The following is a 20,316-nucleotide window of genomic DNA, read 5'->3' as shown; positions in this document are numbered from 1 at the left end:
GCGGCTCGGCGACCTGGTCACCGCCCTCTGGCCAGGGCTTTCAGCCCCACCGGTCCCGCTCCGGCCCGCCGGTCACACCGACTCGAAGGTGCGGGCGCGCGGCACTGCCTGGTCGTCTTCCGCCCTGGGTGACGCGGGGGACGTCTGGGGTGCGGAGCGCCGGAGGGGTCCGCGGGGTGGTGGGGCATGCCGGCGGACGTCGTCGATGCCCCGGCGCATGGTGGCGCGGAGCCACTTTCCCAGGGGGCGTTCGACGAGGCGGTGGATGAGCCAGGCGGTGGCCAGCATGAGCGCGGTCACCGAGGCCACCAGGACCGGGGCGGGGACGCTGCCGCGGAAGTGGTGGATGAGCGTCATGCCGATGTTGAGGTGGACGAGGTAGAGCGGGTAGGTGAGCGCTCCCGCGACGGTGAGCCACTTCCACCGGATCCGGTCGCAGGCGCCGAGCGCGATCGCGCCGATGAGGGCGAAAGCGACGATGATGACGATGCGGGCGGGCCAGGTGGGCAGGGCGTCCGCGGCGGCCGCGCCGAGGTTGACGGCCATCCGCTCGTAGATGTAGCGCTGCGCGAGCAGCAGTTGCAGGATCACGATCGCCCACAGGATCGCGTTGGGCCGGTGACGGTGCATCAGGTAGAAGGCGATGCCCGCGATGAAGAACGGCGCGTACTGCGGCATGGCGAACTCGCTGATCAGCGGGGTCTTCAGAATCGGTGCGAGGGCGGCGGCCGCGGTCCATACCCCGCACAGGATCAGGCAGTTGCGGTAGGTGACGCCGAACAGTATGACGACAGCCATGATCAGGTAGAACTTGAGTTCCACGAAGAGCGTCCAGTACACCGGGTCGACGTCGGGAGTGTCGTTACCGCCCTGGAGCATGGTCAGGTTGGTGATCACCGTGTTCCAGCTCCGTGGCGTAGCGGCCTCCGGCCACGTTTTGACCACCACGACGGTGATCAGGAGGCCGGCCCAGTAGGCCGGGAACAGGCGGGAGAGGCGGGAGACGGCAAACTCGCCCACCGTACGGCCCCATACGCTCATGCAGATGACGAAACCGCTGATCAGGAAGAACAGCTCCACGCCGAGCCAGCCGTACTGGGCGGCGCTGTGGGCGGACGGGAAGATCGTGTCCGTGGTATGGCCCCATGGTCGTACGAGGGCGACGTAGTGGTAGCACACCACCATCAACGCGGCCAGCAGACGCAGCCCGTCGAGTGCGGCAAGCCTGTTCCCTGAACGGCGCTCGGCCATAGTGCAACCCCCAAGCGCCCTGATCAGCAGCGCTCCGTGTCGGAAGCGGTGCACAGGCTGCGAAGAACGCGTGCGTAGGTGAACCCGTGCGTGAGTCGTATGCCCTCCGTGCTATCACCTATAGGCGAACCGGGAGCCCCGCAGCACGCGATGCACTCAGTCCGGAACATGCAGCGTTGCACGGCGGCGGCGTTCGGGGCGAATTCTTCGGGTGGGGGACCCGGCCAAGTGGGACTGATGGGCTGACAGGTCGGATATCAGTGCTGGTCCGGGTGGGCCGGGAGACGGAGTTCGGCGATGGCTCCACCGTCGGCGGCGTTGGAGAAGCGGAGGGTGGCGCCGAGGACGTGGGCCTGCCCGGTGGCGATGGTCAGGCCCAGACCGTGGCCGGTCCGCTTGCCGACGTCCGATCCGCCGGACTGGCTCCGGAAGCGCTGGGGGCCCTGGTCGAGGAGGTAGGTGGGGTAGCCGTCGCCGTGGTCCCGCACGGTGATGACGGGACCCTCGACGGTGACCACAACGGGCGGGCGGCCGTGTTTGTGGGCGTTGGCGACGAGGTTTCCCAGGATGCGTTCGAGCCTGCGCCGGTCGGTCTGCACATGGGCGTCCTGTACGACGCGGACCTCCGTCGCCGTTCCGGTGGCCCGTACCGCGCGTTCGGCCAGTGGCCCCAGCTGGTGGATGTCGAGGTCGGCGCTCTCGACCTGGGCGTCGAGCCGGGAGATCTCCAGCAGGTCCTCGGTCAGTCCGCACAGGGTCTGCACGCGGTCGCGCACCATGTCGGTCGGGCGGCCGTCCGGCAGCAGCTCGGCCGCGGCGTGGAGCCCGGCGAGCGGCGTGCGCAGTTCGTGGGAGACGTCGGCGGTGAAGCGCTGTTCGCTGTTCAGCCGCTCCTGAAGGCTGGCGGCCATCGCATCGAGCGCGGTCGCCACGGCGGCGGCCTCGTCCTGGGCACGGTGGGGGCGCCGGGCGCGAGGGTCGTTCACCCGGGCGTCGAGATCGCCGGTGCTGATCCGCCGGGCGACGCGGGCCGTGCGGTGCAGTCGGCGGGTGATGCGGGAGACGGAGATCAGTCCGGCCGCCAGGGTGAGGCCGATCGCGGCGGCGGAGGAGCCGATGATGGCCCCGTCCAGGCCGCGGAGGGAGGCCGCCTGCTCGCTGTAGTCCAGCCGTACCGCCAGCACCTTGCTCCCGGTCACGGGCGTGGCGGCCCACATGACGGGGCGGTCACGGTGGGTGGCGAGCTGGGTCCCGCGCTCATGCCGCTGCACGGTCATCTTGCGGAGCGGAGCGGGGAGGTCCGGCGGGTCCACCGCGACGTCGCGGCTGAGCGGGGCCCCGGTGACATAGGCGGACGTGCTGCGGTCCAGTTCCTCCAGCGCCACGTGGCGCGCGCGGTCCTGGGTCTGCCCGTCGACCAGGACGTGCACCAGCATGCCGAGCACCGCGGCGAGCAGGCAGCACATGACGGTGATGAAGACGGCCGTCTTCCAGTAGAGCGTTGCCGTCCAGGCCTGCAGCCACTGCGGCGGTCGGGACCGGACCGGGCGCACGGCTCACCGGCCCGAGGGGGTCGCAGGGGTCCGCCGACCGTAGCCCACGTCCTGGATGGACATGACCTGGTGCCGCGCATCCCACGCGTAGACCGTGCGGCTCTCGTAACCGGGCGCGTCCCCGGGCTCATGGATGACCAGCTTGTGGTTGGCGACCTCCACCGACTGCGGGTAGCTGGTCGAGTCCAGGATCGAGTTCACCACCCCCTTCTTGAGGGTGTAGGCCCAGATGATCAGGAGGTGGTCCTTGCTCTCGACGCCGAGGATCAGCTCGTTCTTCCCGTCCCCGTTCAGATCGTGGTACTCGGGGGCCCGCACGGCACAGGAGCGCGAGCCCGGCCTGTCGGCACAGGCACGGATCTTGCGTTCCTCGTCCTTCTCGAAGACCGGAGTGCCGCGGCGCTTGTCCGCGTCGATCTGCGCCCGGAGAACCGAGCCCACGGAAAGCTTCCGGATGTCCCCGGACGGCATGCGCGGCAGCGCGGTCAGCGGCTGTGGCTTCTCCTGCGCTTCCGTGGCCGGCGAGGACGGTGGCGCGGGCTTACGGTCCGGCCACAGCTGTGCCGGACCGGTAACCGCGGTGGTACGTCCCGCGCTCTTGGGTGCACCGGCCTCCGCACACCCGCCCAGCAGCGCCGCCGTGCCCGCCACCGCGAGCACCGGCGCCACCGCTCGTACGACGGTACGGGGCGGGCGCGGGCCGCGGACACGGGGCACGGTGCTGCTCCCGGAAGGCCCGGAAGGACCAGCAGGCCGGGAAGTCGTGGGGGGTGGGACGTACGAGGCCAAACAATCACTCCGCGTCACTATGCGGCGGTCGAACAGGTCTCCAAACGGTAACCCATCCCTCTTCCAAACCACCGGCCCCGCGTAGCGTCGCGGCCCGGCGGGCCCGCACGAGGTGTCGCAGCTCCGGACCACCCTCCGGTGTGCCGCGGCTCCGGGTCGCTCGCTTGGTGCCCGGTGTGGCGGGACGACTCCGGGCGGTCGGCGCGCCGGGACAGGCGCCCCTGCCCGATGCGTGGTCCGGCGGATCGCGGCCGGGCTCTGGTCGACGGCTTCGGCGAGCTTCGGTGAGCTCGCCGTAACCGGGGTCGAAGACGGCCCGAGGCCGAAGACGGGGGGACGGGACGGTCCGATGCCACCCAAGCCGTCCCTCCGGGCATCGTTCCGTCCACCGCTGGGCCCCAGGCCCGAACTCGACCACGCTCCCGACCACTTGAGCCTCATCCGTTGCTCCCGCTCCGCAACGGCCTTTATTTTGAGCGCGTTTGAATCCGGTTCCACCCTCCCCGTCCAGTCGACGGGATTCGGAAGGAAACCCCCCATGCTCAGACGTATCTCCCTACGGACCGCGGTGACCGCGGGCCTGGCCGTCGCGGCGCTGGCCGGCACCACGGTCGCCGCGACCACGGCATCGGGCGCCCCAGAGCCCTCCCCGCAGCCCCGACACACCCAGCAGGTCGAGTACTTCACGGGACCCGGCGGCCATCCTCGGCACACCACCGTCCCGGCCCCCAAGCCGCTCTCCCGGTCTGCGAAGGCCGCAATCGCCGCCGGTGACGGCGATGTCACCCCGATCGTGCAGAACGGCCCGGTGGGCGACAAGCTCGACGTCGTCTTCATCGGGGACGGATACACCGCCGCCCAGCAAGAGGACTTCCACGCCGACGTCCGCGCCAAGTGGGCCAAGATATCCGCGGTTGAGCCGTATGCCTCGTACGCCAAGCTGTTCAATGTGTGGGCCGTCGACGCGGCGTCCCACGACTCCGGTGTCTCCGGTGACCCGACCAAGGACGTGGTCCGCGACACCGCGCTGAACTCGGCCTTCTTCTGCGACGGCACCGAACGTCTGCTCTGCGTCGACACCGGCAAGGTCGACGCGTACGCCGCCAAGGCCCCGGCCGCCGACCTCGTCGTCGTCCTGTCGAACTCCACCAAGTACGGCGGCGCGGGCTACAACGACGTCTCCTCGCAGGTCGGTTACGAGGGGATCGCCACCGCCTCGTCCGACAACGACCGGTCCGACCAGATCGCGGTGCACGAGACCGGCCACTCCCTGGGCAAGCTCGCCGACGAGTACGACTACGGCGAGTCCGGCACCTACTCCGGCCCCGAACCCGCCCAGGCCAACCTCACCACCCTCTCCGCCGACCAGATGACCGCCCAGCGACAGAAGTGGTACCGCTGGCTCGGCCAGGAGTCGCCGGACGGTGGCACGGTCGACGCGTACGAGGGCGGCGGCTACTACCAGTACGGGCTGAACCGGCCCACCGACAACTCGATCATGCGGTCGCTCGGCCGGGAGTTCAACCTCCCCGGCCGCGAGGCGATGATCGCCGCCTTCTACCGCCATGCGAGCGTGCTGACCAGCCCCATCGCCACCGGCCGTGTACTGCACCGCGGGGACCGTATCCGGGTCTCGCCGGCCGCCTCCGCACAGGTGAGGTGGTACGTCGACGGCCGTGAGCGCAAGGCCGCGCGGGGCCGGACCGCGGTCGTTCCGCGCGCTCTCGGCGTCCCCGTGGACGGCCGCCGCCACACCGTCACCGCCCGCGCCACCGACGGCACGAATGCGGTACGCGACCCGGCGCTGCGCAAACTGCTCTCCGGAAAACTGAGCTGGCGCATCGCCCCCTGACCGCATCGCCCCTGATCGCACCGCCCCCTGATCGCACCGCGCCCCGCCCCGGCCGCCGCCTTCGATGGCTGACGGCTCCGGGGCGGGGCCCCTGCGGCGACGGGTAGGTGGGCCGTAAGTTCCGGGGCTGTGCAGTCGCGGGGGCCGTGCAGTTCCGGAAAAGTGCTCCCCGGCGTCGAGTACATCCGGGAGCATGAAGCATGCGCCCGGATGACTGGCACCTCACCGAAGACGTCGACCACTTTCTCGCCCGAGCCGGGGACTTCCTTCGCTCCCGCCCCGCCCTGCACACCATGCCGCTGACGGTGACCGAGAAACTGCGTACGAACGGGGCGGCCGCGCACGGCGCCGAAGCCCCGGTGTTCGGCCGACTGGAGTCAGGGGGCGAGGTCCGCGCCACTTTCCACCAGCGCACCCCGGCCGGTCGCCTCAGCCTCACCGAGGTCACCCGCGAGCAGGCCGACATGCTCGCCGTCCGCCTGGCCGACCTCGGCCACCCCGTCCCCGGCGTCAGCGCGGACCATGACAGCGCCACCGCTTTCGCCGAGGCATGGCAGCGGCACACAGGCGCAGCGCCGACACTCAGCAGGCGGGTCCGTCTCTACCGTCTCGGCACGCTCACTCCACCGGAGCCGTTCCCGGAGGGCCGGGGCCACACCGTGGGCGAGCAGGACCATGAGCAACTCGTGGGGTGGTGCGGCGAGTTCGTCGACACCGTCGGCGAAGTCCCCACCGTGGACGCCGAGTCCTGGGCGGGCTCGCGCTTCGCCGACAGACACTTCACGTTCTGGGAGACCCCGGACGGCACTCCCGTCTCCATGGCCGCCGCGACGTCGATGGTGGCCGGCATGGTCCGGGTGGACCCCGTCTACACCCCGGCCCACCTCCGGGGCCGCGGCTACGCGGGCGCCGTGACGGTCGAGGTGAGCCGAGCCGCACTGAACGCAGGCGCGACGGACGTCGTGCTCTTCGCCGACCCTGCCAACGCCACCAGCAACGCCCTCTACCAGCGCCTCGGATACGTCCCGGTGGCCGAGTGGGCCGGGTACGACTTCCCCAAGAACTAAGGCGGCCGAAGCCCTTGGTTCAGAAGCGCTTGGTCAGAACCGCTTGGTTGGAGGCCCTTGGTCAGGGGACGGCCGTGAAATGGCCGTGGACGTCCAGGGCGTAGCGATCGGGACGGATCTGGGCGGGGGATCCGGTGGCGGGATCCGGCCCCGACTCGTCCTCCGCGAAGGGGAGAACGAGCGCGGACGGATGATGGAGCGAGACGTCCGCCGGTATCAGGCGAGTGGCGGTCGCCGGGGGTTCGGTGGTGCCCGTGTTACGGGCGAAGCGGGGGTGGGCGCCGCCGCTGATCTGTAGGCGGATCCGGTGTCCGGCGGGAAAGCAGTAGGCCGTGGCACTCATCGCGACGGTGACGGCGGCCGGGGCGGTTCCCGTGGGCCGGAGTCGGCGCAGCCCGTCGCAGACGTTGGTAGAGAGGTTCCGGTCGTCGACGTCGCAGAGCCGGGCGAACACATCGGCGTGGCCGGTGCCCGTACTGACCTGGAGATCCACGCTCACCGGGCCGAGGATGCGGAGCGGCTCGGTGAGCGGCGCGGAGGTGAACGTCAGGACATCGTCCCTGGCCTCCAGGGCGGTGTTGTCCCGCGGGCCCGCCTTGGGGGACACCAGGGGGCCGCCGATCGAGGGGGTGGGGTCGGACGGGTCGTAGTGGAACGACGGCAGCGGCGCCGATGTGTCCTCGGGGGCCTGGGTGCTCAGCGTGCCGCCGCCGTCGAGGGACCGGCCGAGATACCAGCGGTGGCCGCTGGAGGCCGGGGGCCAGTCGGGAAGGTCGTGCCAGGTCTGCCGGCCGCCCAAATGAACACGCACCCTCGTCTCCCGCCGGCCGGACGGCTCGTCGCACAGGTGGGCCCGCAGCCAGGCGAGGCTTTCGGCGAAGCCCTCGGGCCAGCCTTGCTGTAGCGCGGTGTTGTGCGTCCAGGGGCCGACGAGCAGGGACGTGTCGCAGCCGGCGCGCCGCAGTCTGCCGTACTGCTGGAGGGTCTGGTCGAGCAGCGCGTCGTGCCAGCCGGTGATCAGGCTGGTCGGCACGGTCAGACGCTCGGCCGCGGCCCCCAAGTCCGCCCCCTGCCAGTGCGCGTCCCGCGGGTCGGGGTGAGCCATCGCCTCCTCCAGGAACGGCACTCGTCCGCCCAGTCCGGGTGCGTACACCTCGCCGAGGGGCAGGGTGCGTGTGATCGTCCGGAGGTGGCGTTGGAGCCGCAGGGCGGCCCACAGAAACTTCGGTACGCCGCGGTGGTGGTGCATCCGGCCCAACGAGGTGACCAGCGTGTTCTCCAGGGCGAACGCGCCTCCGGGATAGAAGTAGCCGTGCAGGTCGTGCAGGCCGACCTGGACCACCATCGCGCGCAGCTCCGGCGGCGGGTCCAGGGTGAGTGCCCATTGGGTGTAGCCGAGATAGCTGGGGCCGATTGTCCCCAACTTGCCGTTGAACCAATGCTGTTGGCGCAGCCAGGCGACGGTGGCCCGGCCGTCGGCCGCCTCATGGCGCCACAGGTCGGATGCGCCGCCGGAGCCTCCGGTGCCACGGCAGCTCTGGAGGACGACATGGAAGCCCTGTTCGGCGAAGAGCACGCCGAACGTCAGCGCCCAGGGAAAGCCCCGGCCGTACGGCGAACGGAGCAGGAGGGTGGGGAAGTCGCCGTCGGCCAGCGGGAAGTAATGGTCCGTCAGCAGGGGGCTGCCGTCGGCGGCGGGTACCGCGAGGCCGGGCTCGTAGGCGATGTCGTGAAGCTTGGGCGGCAGGTTCCGCTGGAGGCGCCGCAGGACGCGGGCGTGCAGGGGCGGCTTCTTGAACGGCTTCCTGATCGGCCGCTTGAACGGCTTCTTGGAGGGCTTCTTGGAGGGCTTCGTGGGGGACGAGTGGTGGGTCGCCTTCGCCTTGGCCGTCGTCGCCTTCGTCGTCATCGTGCCTCGATTCCTGAGCCGGGATCCGCAGGAGCTATTTCCAGTACGTTGTACGAGAATAGCGGATGGTTGGAGGGATGGTTGGATGGCCGCCGACAGGAGTGAGGAGAGAGCGACGTGGCCCGTACAGGCTCATCCGGCCGCAGTGCCGGTGTGGATCCCGAGGTGCTGTGGTCGCAGGCCGAACGCCCGCGGCGGGGCAGGCCACCCGCGCACAGTCGCGCCGAGATCACCGCCGAGGCCGTCGCCCTCGCCGACACCGAGGGGCTCGCGGCGGTCACGATGCGCGCGGTCGCGGCCCGGATCGGGGCCGGAACGATGTCCCTCTACAGCTACGTCCCCAACAAGGAGACGCTGCTGGAGCTCATGATCGACCAGGTGAGCGGCGACCACCGGCTGCCGCCCGAACCCTCCGGCGACTGGCGCGCCGACCTCCGGGGCATCGCCCGCGAACAGCGCGCGATCATGCGACGCCACCCCTGGCTGCCGGCCGCCCTGCCCGCCCGGCAGACCTTCGGCCCGAACACCCTCGCCGTCGTGGAGTACACGCTCGCCGTACTCGCCCCCGTCGGCCTGGACGCCCCGGCGCGGCTGGAGACCTTCAGCCTGCTCACCGGTTTCGTGGCCAGTCATGTGACGTACGAACTCGCCCAGGAACAGGCCACCGAGGCCGCCGGCCGCACCTCCGGCGAACTCCTCGACGCACAGACCCGCCACCTACGGGCCGCCACCGCCACCGGCGGCTACCCCCATCTCGCCCAAGCCCTGGCGGCCCCGGCCGCCGACCCCGCCTCTCACACGGACCCCGAAGCCGTATTCGACCGTCTCCTCGGCCGCATGATCAACGGGCTTACGGCAGCGCCGTGATCCGTCCCGTGCGCGGCCCGGGGATTGCCCATTCACCGCCGAGTTGCCGTCCTGGCCATGGTGTGCTCGTGTGGAGTTAGGCAGGTTTGGGTCGATGCTGACACCACGCCACGCCCTTGCTGTTTCCCCGCGTTGTGCTCTTCGAGCCCGCGTGGTGCGCAGGGATCCTCCTGTACAAGATGACTGCTCCCGTGGATTCCGCGAGAGCGGCGTGGGCTGCGCGTATGTCAGCGGGGACCGATCCCGAGCGCGGCGCGGCTTTGCGGGACAGCCGCCCTCCATTGCAGGACAGCAGTCCCCAATTGCACGTTCAATTAGCACAATCGGTGAAATCGATGGCAAAGAAATCATTTACACCTCTCGACGGCAGCGAGCGGATGCCAGTCCCTGATGCGCGCCACATCGATGAGGTGGACGATGCCCAACAGATCGACGTCACCCTGGTCCTGAGGCGCCGGGAAGAGCTCCCCAAAAGCCTGGTCGAAGGATCCGACACCGTCTCGACGGAGGAATTCGCCGAGCGCTACGGTGCGAATCCCGATGACATCGATCTCGTATGCCGCACAGCGGAGGACCACGGACTGACCGTTCTGAAGACGGACCCGGCGGCACGCAAGGTGGAGATCGCCGGCACCCTCGGCCAACTGCGGACCGTGGTGGATCCCGGACGGCTCACCTGGGTCCAGAGCACGGATCCCGTCACCGGAAAGTCGACCGAGCACCGCCACAGGGACGGCACCCTCCAGATCCTCCCCGAATGGAACGGCATAGTGACCGGGGTGTTCGGCTTCGACGACCGTCCTCAAGCGCGCCCGCATCTGCACCGTAGGGACGCCGCCGAGGGCGACGGAATCTCCTATTCGCCGGTCCAACTGGGAGAGCTCTACGACTTTCCGCCGCAGACCGACGGGACCGGCCGGACGATAGCGATCGTGGAACTCGGCGGCGGCTTCGAGCAGGAGAACCTGAAGGACTACTTCACCGGTCTCGGACTGCCGACCCGGCCGAGCGTGACCGCCGTCAGTGTGGGCCACGGGCAGAACGCCCCCGACGGACCCCAAGGCGACGACGGCGAGGTACAGCTCGACATCGAAGTGGCCGGTGCGCTGGCACCCGGGGCCCAACAGATCGTCTATTTCGGCGGGAAGGACGACAGAGGCTTCATCGACACGGTGAGTGCCGCGGTGCACGCCAATCCTCCCCCGACCGCGGTCAGCATCAGCTGGGGCAAGCCGGAGGAGGCATGGACGCCCCAAGGCCGCAGAGAGATGGACGAGGTGTTCATGGACGCGGCGGCGCTCGGAGTGACCGTGTGCGCGGCCGCGGGTGACCACGGAGCGAGCGACGGAGTCCGGGACGGCCGGCCGCACCCCGACTTCCCCGCCACCAGCCCCCACGTCCTTGCCTGTGGCGGCACCCGGCTGGAGGCCGATGCCCGGACCCGTACGATCGACTCGGAGACGGTGTGGAACAACCGTGACGGCTGGGCCAGTGGCGGCGGTTACAGCACCGCATTCGCGCGGCCGTCCTGGCAGGCGTCCGCGGGCAGTCCCGACGGCGTGACGCGGAGGCGCGGTATCCCGGACGTGGCGGGTGACGCCGACCGCGGCACCGGATACGAGGTGGTGATCGACGGGCAGGAGGCAGTCATCGGCGGCACGAGCGCCGTTGCTCCGCTGTGGGCCGCACTGGCCGCCCGCCTCTCCGAATCGAAGAACCGCCGCCTCGGCCTGATGCAGCCGCAGCTGTATGCCGGCATCACACCTGGCGAGACCGTCGTCGGCTTCCGGGACATCACTGACGGCGACATCGGCACGTACCAGGCGGCAACGGGCTGGGACGCGTGCACCGGCCTCGGCGTTCCGGTCGGGACGGAGCTGTTGGCCCGGGTGTAGGGGCGGGCGTAATGACGTACTCCGTAACCCCGTACGCCCGTAAGCCCGTAAGCGGGCGTGCCGGCCGACACCGGCGGGCACGCCCGCCGACATGTCCACGCCCACCCACCCGCCCGCTCAGCACGGACGCTGCACGGCCGCCGTCACGCGGCCCGCTCCGTCCTGCGGCGGCGATGAGGCGGGCGTGCCGGCGGGCGCGTGCGCCGTATCCGGGGTTGTCGATCGTGCGGCGGATGGCGTGGGCGAGCCGTTCGGCCCCACAGGTGAGGCGCGCGCCGCCGGGTGCGTCAATTCAGCGTGTGAACAGGGGTGGTGGACGGGACGGCGGCGGTCGGGACGGTCGGGAGCCGGAGGGCGGCTGCCGAGGAGACCGCCAGGGCGCAGGCGATGAGGGCGTAGACCGGCCGGTAGCTGCCGGTGGCACCGGTGAGGTGTCCGGTGACGTAGGGACCGGCGAAGCTGACGAGGCTGCCGAGCGCGTTGACCCCGGCGATGGTGATTGCTGCGTGGGGGCCGGCCAGGACGCCGGTGCACCTGCTCCAGTAGGCAGGTACGACGGCCAGACTTCCCGCGACCGTCACGGTCAGCGCGATCACGGTGAGCACCGGCACATGGGAGAGCGCGGCCAGGGCGGCGGCCTGCGCGGCGACCGCGACGGGCAGTGCGACGACAAAGGTTCGGGAGCCGGCTGTTTCGCCGCGGCGGCTCCAGAGGAGCATGGCCGGGGCCGCGACCGCGTACGGGAGAGCCGCCAGCGCCGAGACGCCGGAGGTCCCGGCCCCAGGAAAGAGCGCGGCGATGACCTGGGGAAGGAAGAACTGGAGCGAGTACAGGGAGAAGGAGATGCCCGCGTGCACCACGGCGAAGTGCACGGCGCGGCCGATCGTGGCACGTCCGAGCGCGGTGCGGCGCGATGAGGCGGGCGGGGCCTCCTGGGCCAACTGGGCTTCGAGGGCACGTCGTTGGGGCATCGACAGCCAGGCAGCCTGGCGTGGGGTGTCGGGCAGCAGGCGCAGTGCGGCGATCCCGAGGACGACAGCAGGTACGGCCTCGATCAGGAACATCGACCGCCAGCCGCTGAGGCCGAGGATGCCGGAATGCGCGACCAGCACGCCGGAAGTGGGCAGGCCGATCGCGGTGGAGACGGGAATGGCCAACAGGAAGGCGGCCAGGGCGCGGGTGCGCTGCCGGGCAGGGATCCAGACGGCCAAGTAGGCGACCACACCGGGGAAGAATCCCGCCTCGGCCACCCCGAGGCAGAACCGGGCCATGTACAGGCCGTGGGCGTCGGTGACGAATGCGGTGGCGGCCGAGCAGAGGCCCCAGGTGGTGATCACGCAGGCCAGCCAGCGTCGCGCGCCGAACCGGCCCAGGGCCATGGCAGCCGGCACGTGGAAGACGACATAGCCGACGAAGAAGATCCCGGCGGCCGTTCCGAAGGCGGCCGAACTCAGGTGCAGGTCGGCGTTCATGGCCAGCGCGGCGACGCCGATGTTGGCGCGGTCGAGGAAGTTCACCACGTACAGCACGAACAGCAGCGGCAACAGCCGCCGCGCCACCGTGCGCACCGCCCCCTCACCCGCATCCACACCGGCCGCCGCGCGCGCGGCCTCTGCCCTCTCAGCGTTTGTCTCCATTCCCGTTGCCACTGGTCGCTGCCTCCGCTCCACCGATCGCCTCGTCCCTCGTCCTTCAATGAAGCCCATGGACAAGGGCCGTGCGTGCGGCACGAGCAGCGCTGCATGCCAGGCAACCCGAACGGGTGCGGTGCTGACCCCATTCGGCGTCGGATCAGCAGCATCGCGGAGCTTTCCGGATGGCCCCCGCGGGCAAGGGTCACGACCTAAGCGTGCTCCGTGAGCAACTCCGCCAGGAGATCGGCGAATTCGGTGAGCCAGTCCAACCGCGATCCACTGCGGGCGACCCGGAATCCGTGACGGCGGCCCCAGAATGCAGCCTGAACGGCATGGAACTGGGCCCATCGCCGGACGCGGCCGCGATCGAGTTCCGCGGCCTCGGCGAAGACATCCAGGATGCGGTGGACGGCCTTGCGTGGGTCGTCCGCTTCGAGGAGCGTGAGCGCGCGCGACTTGAGCAGCGTGCCGCCGTCGTAAGCCGGGTCTCCTGCGTACCCCTTGGGGTCGATGGCCAACCACGGCTCACGGTCGGCGCGCAGGATGTTTCCGGCGTGCAGATCGCCGTGGATGAGGAGGTCCGGCTGGACGCGGCCCAACTCGCGGATGGTGGCAACAGCGGCCTCCACCACATAACGCGTCAAGCCGTGTGGCAGCTCCGCGGCATCCTTGCGCAGTTGCTCCTCCCAGTCATCGGCCTGGTCACGCAGTCGGGGCAGCCCAGGCGGCGCGGGGATGGCCAGGCGGCGACTGATCCGCCCCGCGACCGTCACCACCTCATCGCCGTCTTCGACCTCGGCCAGGGGCGACGTATGACGCCGATCAACCTGACCCCGATCAACCTGACCCTGGCCCGTCCGATCCCGCGCTGTCCGAGCCCGCTCGAGCAGCATCGCGAAGCGTTCATCGTCACGCTCGTGCAGCAGAACGGCCCCGCGCCCGCCCCACGCCGCGAACGCATCCGGCTCATGGACGTTGCCGGGATGCGGAAACGACACCTTCAGCACGGCGGTCCCCGCGCCCCGCCGTCGCACCGGGACGATGACCCCGACACCCCCGTGCATGACCTCGCCGTCAGGAACACACCCCCAGCGCCCCAGCAGCTCGTCCACGATCCCGGGCAGTTCGGCGAGCCACGCCGCCCCTGGCTCTCCTTCGCGCTCGACGGTGCTCCGCGCGAACACCTCTGGTACGTCGATCATTTGGGCACCTTACGCATCAGCCCGGCGGCGCCGCCACGTACCGGAGTGCAGACATCTGGCCTGCGCGCAAGTTCAGGATGCGTTACCGCACCATGGGCGGTAACGTCGGTTGAAATAGGAGCATTGGCGATTCTCATTGGCGATTCTCAATTTTCAATGCGGGGGAGGGCTTATGGCCTGATACTCCGAGATCCCGACGTCAGCAGCGCGTCACTTTCCCCGCCCCCTGGTTTTGGATATTACGGGAAATTTCTTCCAGGCACCTCAGAAAGGCGACGGACAGGGCGACAGGAAAGGCGAGGCGATGAATCAAGCCGATACGCTCATCGACATCGAAAAGGCCGAGGTCGGGTATCGCGAAGGCTATTCGAACGGTCACTACAACAACCATCAGAAGTTTTCCCCCGCCGTTCCCGGGCTGGAGTGGTCACAGAACCAGGCGTGGTGCGAGACCTTCCAGTCCTGGGCCTTCCAGCAGGCCGATGAGAAAAACCTCGCTCCGGTCACCGCCTCCTGCGCGACCGGTGTCACCTGGTACAAGAGCCGTGACAGGTTCTCGTACTATCCCGCGATCGGCGCGCTGGCATTCTTCGGCCCCGGGGGAGGCGAGCACGTCGGGCTCGTCCACAAATACGACGCGGACAACGTGTACACGATCGAAGGGAACACCAACGCCAACGGCTCGGCCGAAGGCAACGGCGTGTACATGAAGACGCGTCCCCGTAGGGACGGTTTCCTCTACGGCTACGGGATGCCGGCCTTCGCGGAAGGCGTCGTCACGGCCGATCCAGGGCTGAAGGACAAGGACGGCTTCCTCTACAAGGCCACCGCCTCGTCCAGTGCGGCCGGTTCGCCCCCTACGACGCCCGTCGAACCCGCGCTGCCGTGGGTGTCGTCGAACCAGCTCATCTGGGCGGCGACCCACTCCGCGGCCGAACAGCGGGCCGTGGAGCCCGGCGACAGCAACCCGGCGGACGATGTGGCGCTGGTGCAGGACGCACTGGAGAAGGTCATGGGGGCCGCCCCCGGCGACCCGCACGGCGTGTTCGACGCGGAAACCCAGAAGCTCTACGACGGATTCCGCAAGGAGAAACTGGGCTACACCGGGACGGACGTCATGGGTACCCCCGGAACGCGCTCACTGGTCGAACTGGGGGAGCGGTCACAGCTCTTCAACGTACGCGCGGGCTCGTCACCGGCTCTCGCGCTGCCCTGGGTCAGCGTGAACCAGGTGGTGTGGGCCGCGACGCACAGCGCCCAGGAAGAAGAGACGCAGCCGGCCGGGGCCGCCGGCACGAAGGCCGATGTCGCCCTGGTGCAGGACGGGCTGAAGAAGGTCATGCACACGGTGGTGGCCGACACGCCAGGAATCTTCGAGCAGGCCACGCAATCTCTCTATGACGAGTTCCGTCGTACGGTGCTGAATTACACCGGAAGCGACGCCACCGGGATACCGGGTGAGGCATCGCTGAGAGAACTCGGGCAGCGCTCGGGACTGTTCCAGGTCCGTGACAGTTCGCCCACGAGCGGACCGACGGGCGGTACGGGCGTCAGCGGAGCGGGGGCAATTGACCCGAAGGACGTGACGTTCAATCGACATGTGAGCGACGGCGCCCTTGAGGACTGGGTCAAGGAGGCTTGTGCGGCGGCCGGAGTCCCCGCCAACAACAACTGGATAAGAGGCATCAGGACCGCCGCCGTGCGCGAGTCGTCCGGCAACCCGAACGTCTGCAATCTGTGGGACAGCAACGCCATTACCCCGCACGGCTTCAGCGAGGTCCACGACTTCGGAGACGGCGTCCACAAGCCCAGCGGAAAAACCCAGAAAATGAATGGTGTTCTGGCACCGTTCCAATGCTCCCGCGGTGTCATGCAGTGCATTCCGCAGACATTCGCCTCGCGCCACGTCTCCGGTACGTCGGTGGACATCTACGATCCCGTGGCATCGATCGCCGCCGCAATCGGGTACGTCCGCAAGAGGTATGACGTCGCCGCGGATGGTTCCAATCTCGCCGCGAAGGTCCGCCAGTTCGACCCCAACCGGCAGGGCGGGCCCTACTGATGGCGAGGAATCCCGCTGGTAGGACCGACTGGCAGGACGGAACCGACTAGTAGGACTGAAGCTCGATCAGGTGGCCGTCGGGGTCCCGCAGGTGGGCGCTGCGCAGGTTCGGGCCCCACTCCGGGCGGTCGGTCGGGGCGGCGACGAGACGGCCACCGTGTTCCAGGCAGAGGGCCATCCGCTTGTCCACGTCGTCCACCCGGAAGACGAGCATGGCGGTGTCCTGCGCCGGTCGGGGTTCTGCGGGAAGCGTCCCGGTGCCGATGGTTGCGGCCATCGCGCCACGGTCGAACAGCACCAGGACGGCCTCGTCGTCGACGTCCCAGTTGGCGTAGGGGCCCTCCGGAGTGCCCTTGACGAGGTCTGCGCCGATCAGCGGCGGCAGGATCGCCTTGTAGAAGGTGAAGCACTCGGTGAAGCGGGTGACGAGCAGGCGAGGGTAGAGGGCATCCACGGCAGGGCTCCTCGGGTCGGCGGTCGGCGGTCGGCGGTCGGCAAAAATTAGTGGGTTGGCACCCACTATAGGTGGGGACCTTAGAATCGCACCATGGCCACCGAACGATCCACCCCGCCAACGCTGCTGGATCTCAGCACCTACCTGCTCTCCCGGGTCGGCAAGACCGCCCGCGGCCTGCTGGCCGAGCGGCTGGCCGAACGTGGCCTGCGACTGTGGGACATGGCGGTCCTCGCCGCGCTGGCCGACTTCGGGCCGCATGCCCAGCGCGATCTGGTCGTCCGGCTGGGCGTGGACCCGAGCGATATGGCCAAGGCGGTCGACCAGTTGGCCGCCGCCGGATACGTCGACCGGGCACGTGACACGGTGGACCGGCGGCGGGTCTCCGTGTCCCTCACCCCCGCCGGGCGGGCCGTCCTGGCGGACCTGGACGCCGAAGCCCGAACCGTGCAGGCCAAGGTGCTCGCACCGCTGGACACGAAGGAACGCCAACTGCTCCAAGGGTTGCTGCTACGCGTCCACGAAGGGCTGGCGGGCGCCGATGGCGAGAATGACGGGCAAGGCGGGCAAGACGGGCAAGACGGTGCCCAGATCAGCTGACGGACCGGCGACAGACGTGCCGTGATCCGCCTTCCGGGCCCGGATCGGCGACCTCGGCCGGCTGGCAGACGTGGCAAACGTTGCTCGGTGCGGCGCATGCGAGCGTGCGAACTGGGTGGCCCCTTTGCGGTCCGTCGCCCTCGACGTCGCCGTACGATCGCCTTGCACGGGTGGGGGCCCAAGGCGGGGGAGATTCATGCTCGGCGAGATGGTGTTCCGAAGCGACGAGGTGGCTCCGGCGGACCGGTTCGACTACTGGCGTGAGCAGGTCGTCGGGAGCTTCATGCCCATGGAAGTTCTCAGTGACGACCACGTGACCGACTTCGCTGTCTCACAGCGCATCCTGGACCTCGGCGCCGTGCGCTTGCGTACGACTGAGCACACGCCGATGACCGTGCGGCGCACGGCGCAGCTGGTCCGGCGGTCCGACCCGGGGCACTACCACCTGTCTCTTGCCACTAGCGGGAGCACGAAGGTCGTCCATCCCGGTGGCGATGCCTGGTACGGCGTGGGTGACCTGATCCTCGTGGACACCTCACGCCCCCATCATGTGGAGATGGGCAGCGGTGAGAGCCAGGATCGGGTGCGGGGGACGGGAGTCTTCGTCCCCCGGGAGATGCTGTCCCTGCCTACCAAGGGCGTCGAGCAGCTCGTCAACCGGCGGATGTCGGGGCGGGAGGGCGTCGGTGCCCTGCTGGCACAGTTCCTGACCCAGGTATGCAGGGACAGCGGCTCCTACCGGCCCTCCGACGGGCCCCGACTGGGGACGGTGGCCCTCGACCTGGTCAACACGCTGCTGGCCCACACCCTCGACGCCGAGGACGTGCTAGCGCCGGAGACCCGTCGGCGCGCCCTGCTCCTGCGTATCCAGGGGTTCATCCAACATCACCTGGCCGACCCCGATCTGACGCCCAGTATGGTCGCTGCTGCCCACCACATATCCGTCAGCTATCTGTACCGCGTCTTCGAGGACGAAGAGGTCACCGTCGCCGCCTGGATCCGCCGCCAGCGCCTCGAACGCACCCGCCGCGACCTCGCCGACACCGCCCTCCGCAACCTCCCCATCCACACGATCGCCGCCAGGTGGGGCTTTCCTCGGGCGGCCGACTTCACCCGTGCCTTCCGGACCGCCTATGGCATGCCGCCTACGAACTATCGGGAGGAGGTATGTCGGGTGGGTGAGTAGGTCGGGTGGGTCTCCCGGTCGTCCGGTCGGTGGTGCACTGGTCGGGGCCGGTCCGGTGCCGCATCTTGACCGGCAATGACTCGCCGTCAGTGAAAGGTGAGGGAGCCGACGCCGACAACGTACGCATCCCGGTAGCCGGTAGCCGGTAGCCGGTAGCCCGGTGCGAGGGAGAAGTGGGCGCCGTGGAAGTACGGTTCGGAGGAGAAGGTGACCGCGCGCTTGCCCTCGTTGATGGCGGAACTGATCGTGTCGTTCCAGCCGTCGTGCTTCAGATTCCACATGTTCTCCGTGAAGGTCGTGTTCCTGTTCTTGTACTTGGCGTCCTGGAAAACCTTGACCTTCGCCCCCTTGGCCAGAGGCGCGGCGACACTCGCGTGGCTGTTGGCGAAGGCCGGCAGCGCGGCGCCGAGCGAGAGCGCAGCGGCGGCGGCGCCCGCAGCGGCTATGAGACGAATACGCATGATGTCTCCCGTTTCACTGGTTCTTGTCTGTTGACGTGATCCACGTGACGTGACGTGTCGTGATCCACGTGGCGCGACGTGATCCACGTGGCGTACGCGATCCAGGCGCGATCGAATCCCCCGTCGGGGCCGACGCTCCGGCTGCTGGTCCGGGCCATGCCGTCCAGCTGCCTCCTTCAGAGTGCCGGGGTGCCGACCAGGTGTCGTTAGCCGTGATTCCACAGTCACTTGGCTCTGCGTCCACCGCGTCAGCGGCGGAACGATCCTATTTATCCGCTATATGCCGTAAATCCTGCTGTCCGCAGACAACCAACAGCGCCTTACCGCCATCTCTGCCAGTGACCAAGCACTTGGACATGGGGGAGACGATGAACTGGTCGAGGCTGGTGGGGCTTGCGGCGGCCGGTCTGGTGCTGTGCGGGTGTGCTCCTGGGGCGGGTGCGACAGGGGCGGGGCAGAGTCCGGGCGTGTCCGGCCACGGTGCACACAAGGCCGCGGGTAATGGCCCGAGCAAGCCTGCGCACACGCCCACCCACACGCCGCCCTTCAACCCCGAGTTGGACCTGAGCGGCAATCTCGACGCCCGTCCCGGCCAACTGATCAGTATGCGGCTCGATTCCATCACCCGCGCGCAGGGGCACGACGCGGTGACCGCCCACTCGCCGGCGTTCGGCGGGCCCGTGCGGTTGCGATGGCAGGACGACGCCTCCTACGGGGCCACACGCCCCCTCGCGATGACGGTCAAGCCCGGCTGGTACCCGCTCTCGGTCTCCGTCGCGGGCCGCACCGTCGCTCGCGACAAGATCCACGTCTTGCGTTCCGAGCGTCCGTCATTCACCGTGACGTTCGGGTCGGAGGTGGCCCGTCCCGGGGAGTCGGTGTGGCTGAACTTCGACGATCTGTACCCCGGTGAGCGGGGCACCCGCTTCACCGTACGGTCCGCGGCTCTGCACCGGCCCGCGCGTCTCGTCCACGACGAGCGGTACGACTTCTACAACCCCCGGGCGTTTCTGGCCGGAACGGCGCTCAAACCCGGGCTGGCGGACGGTACGTACACCTTCACGCTGTACGGCCCGCACGGTCATCGCATCGCCAAGAAGCGGCTGAAGATCCGGGCGTCCCGCCCCGGCGACCCCGACTATCTCGGCAAGGTGCACGGCCCAGCCCTCTACGACCCGGGCCTTGGCTACGCCGACAGCCCGCACCGACGCGACTTCAAGGTCCGTCCTGGAGGGCGGGTCGCGGTCATGTGGCGCGACGCGGTCCCGGACCCGGGCGAGGAGACGCGGCTGACCGCCACCTCCCCGGCGTTCACCCACGTCCTCCGCCTCAATCGCGATGACAGCAAGGCATCCGACGGCGATGATCCGCGCTACTTGAACACGGCCACCGTCCGCGCCGGCCTCAAGCCGGGCCGCTACCCCGTGACGGTGGTCGCCCACCACGGTCGGGTAAGGAAGGTCGGCTATGTGATCGTGACGGCGCGGTAGGTGTACTGACCCACCGCTCGCGGGCAGGCGCATGCGGGTGGTGG

General features: G+C 69.4%; 16 protein-coding genes. 8 read left to right on the top strand and 8 right to left on the bottom strand.

Annotation, left to right across the window (positions count from 1 at the left end):
* Nucleotides 1-72: 72 nt before the first annotated feature.
* From SNA_RS25830 to SNA_RS25820, 3 genes are all read right to left on the bottom strand, one after another.
* Nucleotides 73-1,251 carry an acyltransferase family protein gene (locus tag SNA_RS25830; protein ID WP_037789915.1) on the bottom strand — a complete coding sequence of 393 codons (1,179 nt, stop codon included), beginning with the start codon at nt 1,249-1,251 and terminating at the stop codon, nt 73-75.
* Nucleotides 1,252-1,508: 257 nt separating this feature from the next.
* Nucleotides 1,509-2,804 (bottom strand): sensor histidine kinase, encoded by a 1,296-nt coding sequence (locus SNA_RS25825; protein ID WP_044366956.1) that lies wholly within the window; start codon nt 2,802-2,804, stop codon nt 1,509-1,511.
* 3 nt (nt 2,805-2,807) lie between these two features.
* A complete protein-coding gene (locus SNA_RS25820) occupies nt 2,808-3,521 on the bottom strand; it encodes a hypothetical protein (protein WP_051877303.1) in 714 nt (237 codons plus the stop codon).
* Between the two features lie 610 nt (nt 3,522-4,131).
* Between SNA_RS25820 and SNA_RS25815 the strand changes: the two genes are divergently transcribed.
* Nucleotides 4,132-5,445 carry a M64 family metallopeptidase gene (locus SNA_RS25815; RefSeq protein ID WP_030066110.1) on the top strand — a complete coding sequence of 438 codons (1,314 nt, stop codon included), beginning with the start codon at nt 4,132-4,134 and terminating at the stop codon, nt 5,443-5,445.
* A 200-nt stretch (nt 5,446-5,645) separates the two neighbouring features.
* Nucleotides 5,646-6,512, top strand: coding sequence for a GNAT family N-acetyltransferase (locus tag SNA_RS25810; RefSeq protein WP_030066111.1), 867 nt, complete (start codon nt 5,646-5,648; stop codon nt 6,510-6,512).
* 61 nt (nt 6,513-6,573) lie between these two features.
* On the opposite strand, the gene SNA_RS25805 is transcribed toward SNA_RS25810, so the two are convergent.
* The gene (locus SNA_RS25805; RefSeq protein ID WP_078970196.1) at nt 6,574-8,421 is read right to left on the bottom strand and encodes a CocE/NonD family hydrolase; all 1,848 of its coding nucleotides are present in this window, start codon (nt 8,419-8,421) and stop codon (nt 6,574-6,576) included.
* A 117-nt stretch (nt 8,422-8,538) separates the two neighbouring features.
* Between SNA_RS25805 and SNA_RS25800 the strand changes: the two genes are divergently transcribed.
* Together SNA_RS25800 and SNA_RS25795 are read left to right on the top strand one after the other, a co-directional pair.
* Nucleotides 8,539-9,288: a TetR/AcrR family transcriptional regulator gene (locus SNA_RS25800; protein ID WP_044366953.1), complete on the top strand. Its 750-nt coding sequence runs from the start codon at nt 8,539-8,541 to the stop codon at nt 9,286-9,288.
* 410 nt (nt 9,289-9,698) lie between these two features.
* Nucleotides 9,699-11,183, top strand: a complete 1,485-nt coding sequence (locus SNA_RS25795) for a S53 family peptidase (protein WP_241779838.1) — start codon at nt 9,699-9,701, stop codon at nt 11,181-11,183.
* A gap of 287 nt (nt 11,184-11,470) precedes the next feature.
* Here SNA_RS25795 and SNA_RS25790 read toward each other — a convergent pair whose 3' ends face one another.
* Together SNA_RS25790 and SNA_RS25785 are read right to left on the bottom strand one after the other, a co-directional pair.
* Entirely contained in the window at nt 11,471-12,820 is a 1,350-nt protein-coding gene (locus SNA_RS25790) for an MFS transporter (protein ID WP_157880090.1), read from the bottom strand.
* Nucleotides 12,821-13,026: 206 nt separating this feature from the next.
* Nucleotides 13,027-14,019, bottom strand: coding sequence for an aminoglycoside phosphotransferase family protein (locus tag SNA_RS25785; RefSeq protein ID WP_030072681.1), 993 nt, complete (start codon nt 14,017-14,019; stop codon nt 13,027-13,029).
* A gap of 232 nt (nt 14,020-14,251) precedes the next feature.
* On the opposite strand from SNA_RS25785, the gene SNA_RS41600 reads away from it, so the two are divergent.
* Complete coding sequence (locus tag SNA_RS41600; RefSeq protein WP_157880089.1) at nt 14,252-16,081, top strand: CHAP domain-containing protein; 1,830 nt, start codon at nt 14,252-14,254, stop codon at nt 16,079-16,081.
* A gap of 46 nt (nt 16,082-16,127) precedes the next feature.
* On the opposite strand, the gene SNA_RS25775 is transcribed toward SNA_RS41600, so the two are convergent.
* Nucleotides 16,128-16,535 (bottom strand): VOC family protein, encoded by a 408-nt coding sequence (locus tag SNA_RS25775; protein WP_044366950.1) that lies wholly within the window; start codon nt 16,533-16,535, stop codon nt 16,128-16,130.
* A 93-nt stretch (nt 16,536-16,628) separates the two neighbouring features.
* Between SNA_RS25775 and SNA_RS25770 the strand changes: the two genes are divergently transcribed.
* Nucleotides 16,629-17,135, top strand: a complete 507-nt coding sequence (locus SNA_RS25770) for a MarR family winged helix-turn-helix transcriptional regulator (RefSeq protein ID WP_063752987.1) — start codon at nt 16,629-16,631, stop codon at nt 17,133-17,135.
* Nucleotides 17,136-17,331: 196 nt separating this feature from the next.
* On the top strand, nt 17,332-18,321 hold the full coding sequence (locus SNA_RS25765; RefSeq protein WP_037794163.1) for a helix-turn-helix domain-containing protein: 990 nt from the start codon (nt 17,332-17,334) through the stop codon (nt 18,319-18,321).
* An 86-nt stretch (nt 18,322-18,407) separates the two neighbouring features.
* On the opposite strand, the gene SNA_RS25760 is transcribed toward SNA_RS25765, so the two are convergent.
* Nucleotides 18,408-18,782 carry a peptidase inhibitor family I36 protein gene (locus SNA_RS25760; RefSeq protein ID WP_044366948.1) on the bottom strand — a complete coding sequence of 125 codons (375 nt, stop codon included), beginning with the start codon at nt 18,780-18,782 and terminating at the stop codon, nt 18,408-18,410.
* A gap of 467 nt (nt 18,783-19,249) precedes the next feature.
* Here SNA_RS25760 and SNA_RS25755 point away from each other — a divergent pair, with 467 nt between their 5' ends.
* Complete coding sequence (locus SNA_RS25755; RefSeq protein ID WP_241779836.1) at nt 19,250-20,272, top strand: hypothetical protein; 1,023 nt, start codon at nt 19,250-19,252, stop codon at nt 20,270-20,272.
* Nucleotides 20,273-20,316: the final 44 nt, after the last annotated feature.

Origin of the sequence: Streptomyces natalensis ATCC 27448, from assembly GCF_000935125.1 — a bacterium.
Lineage (GTDB): Bacteria > Actinomycetota > Actinomycetes > Streptomycetales > Streptomycetaceae > Streptomyces > Streptomyces natalensis.
This window is presented reverse-complemented; position numbering and strand designations above follow the sequence as displayed.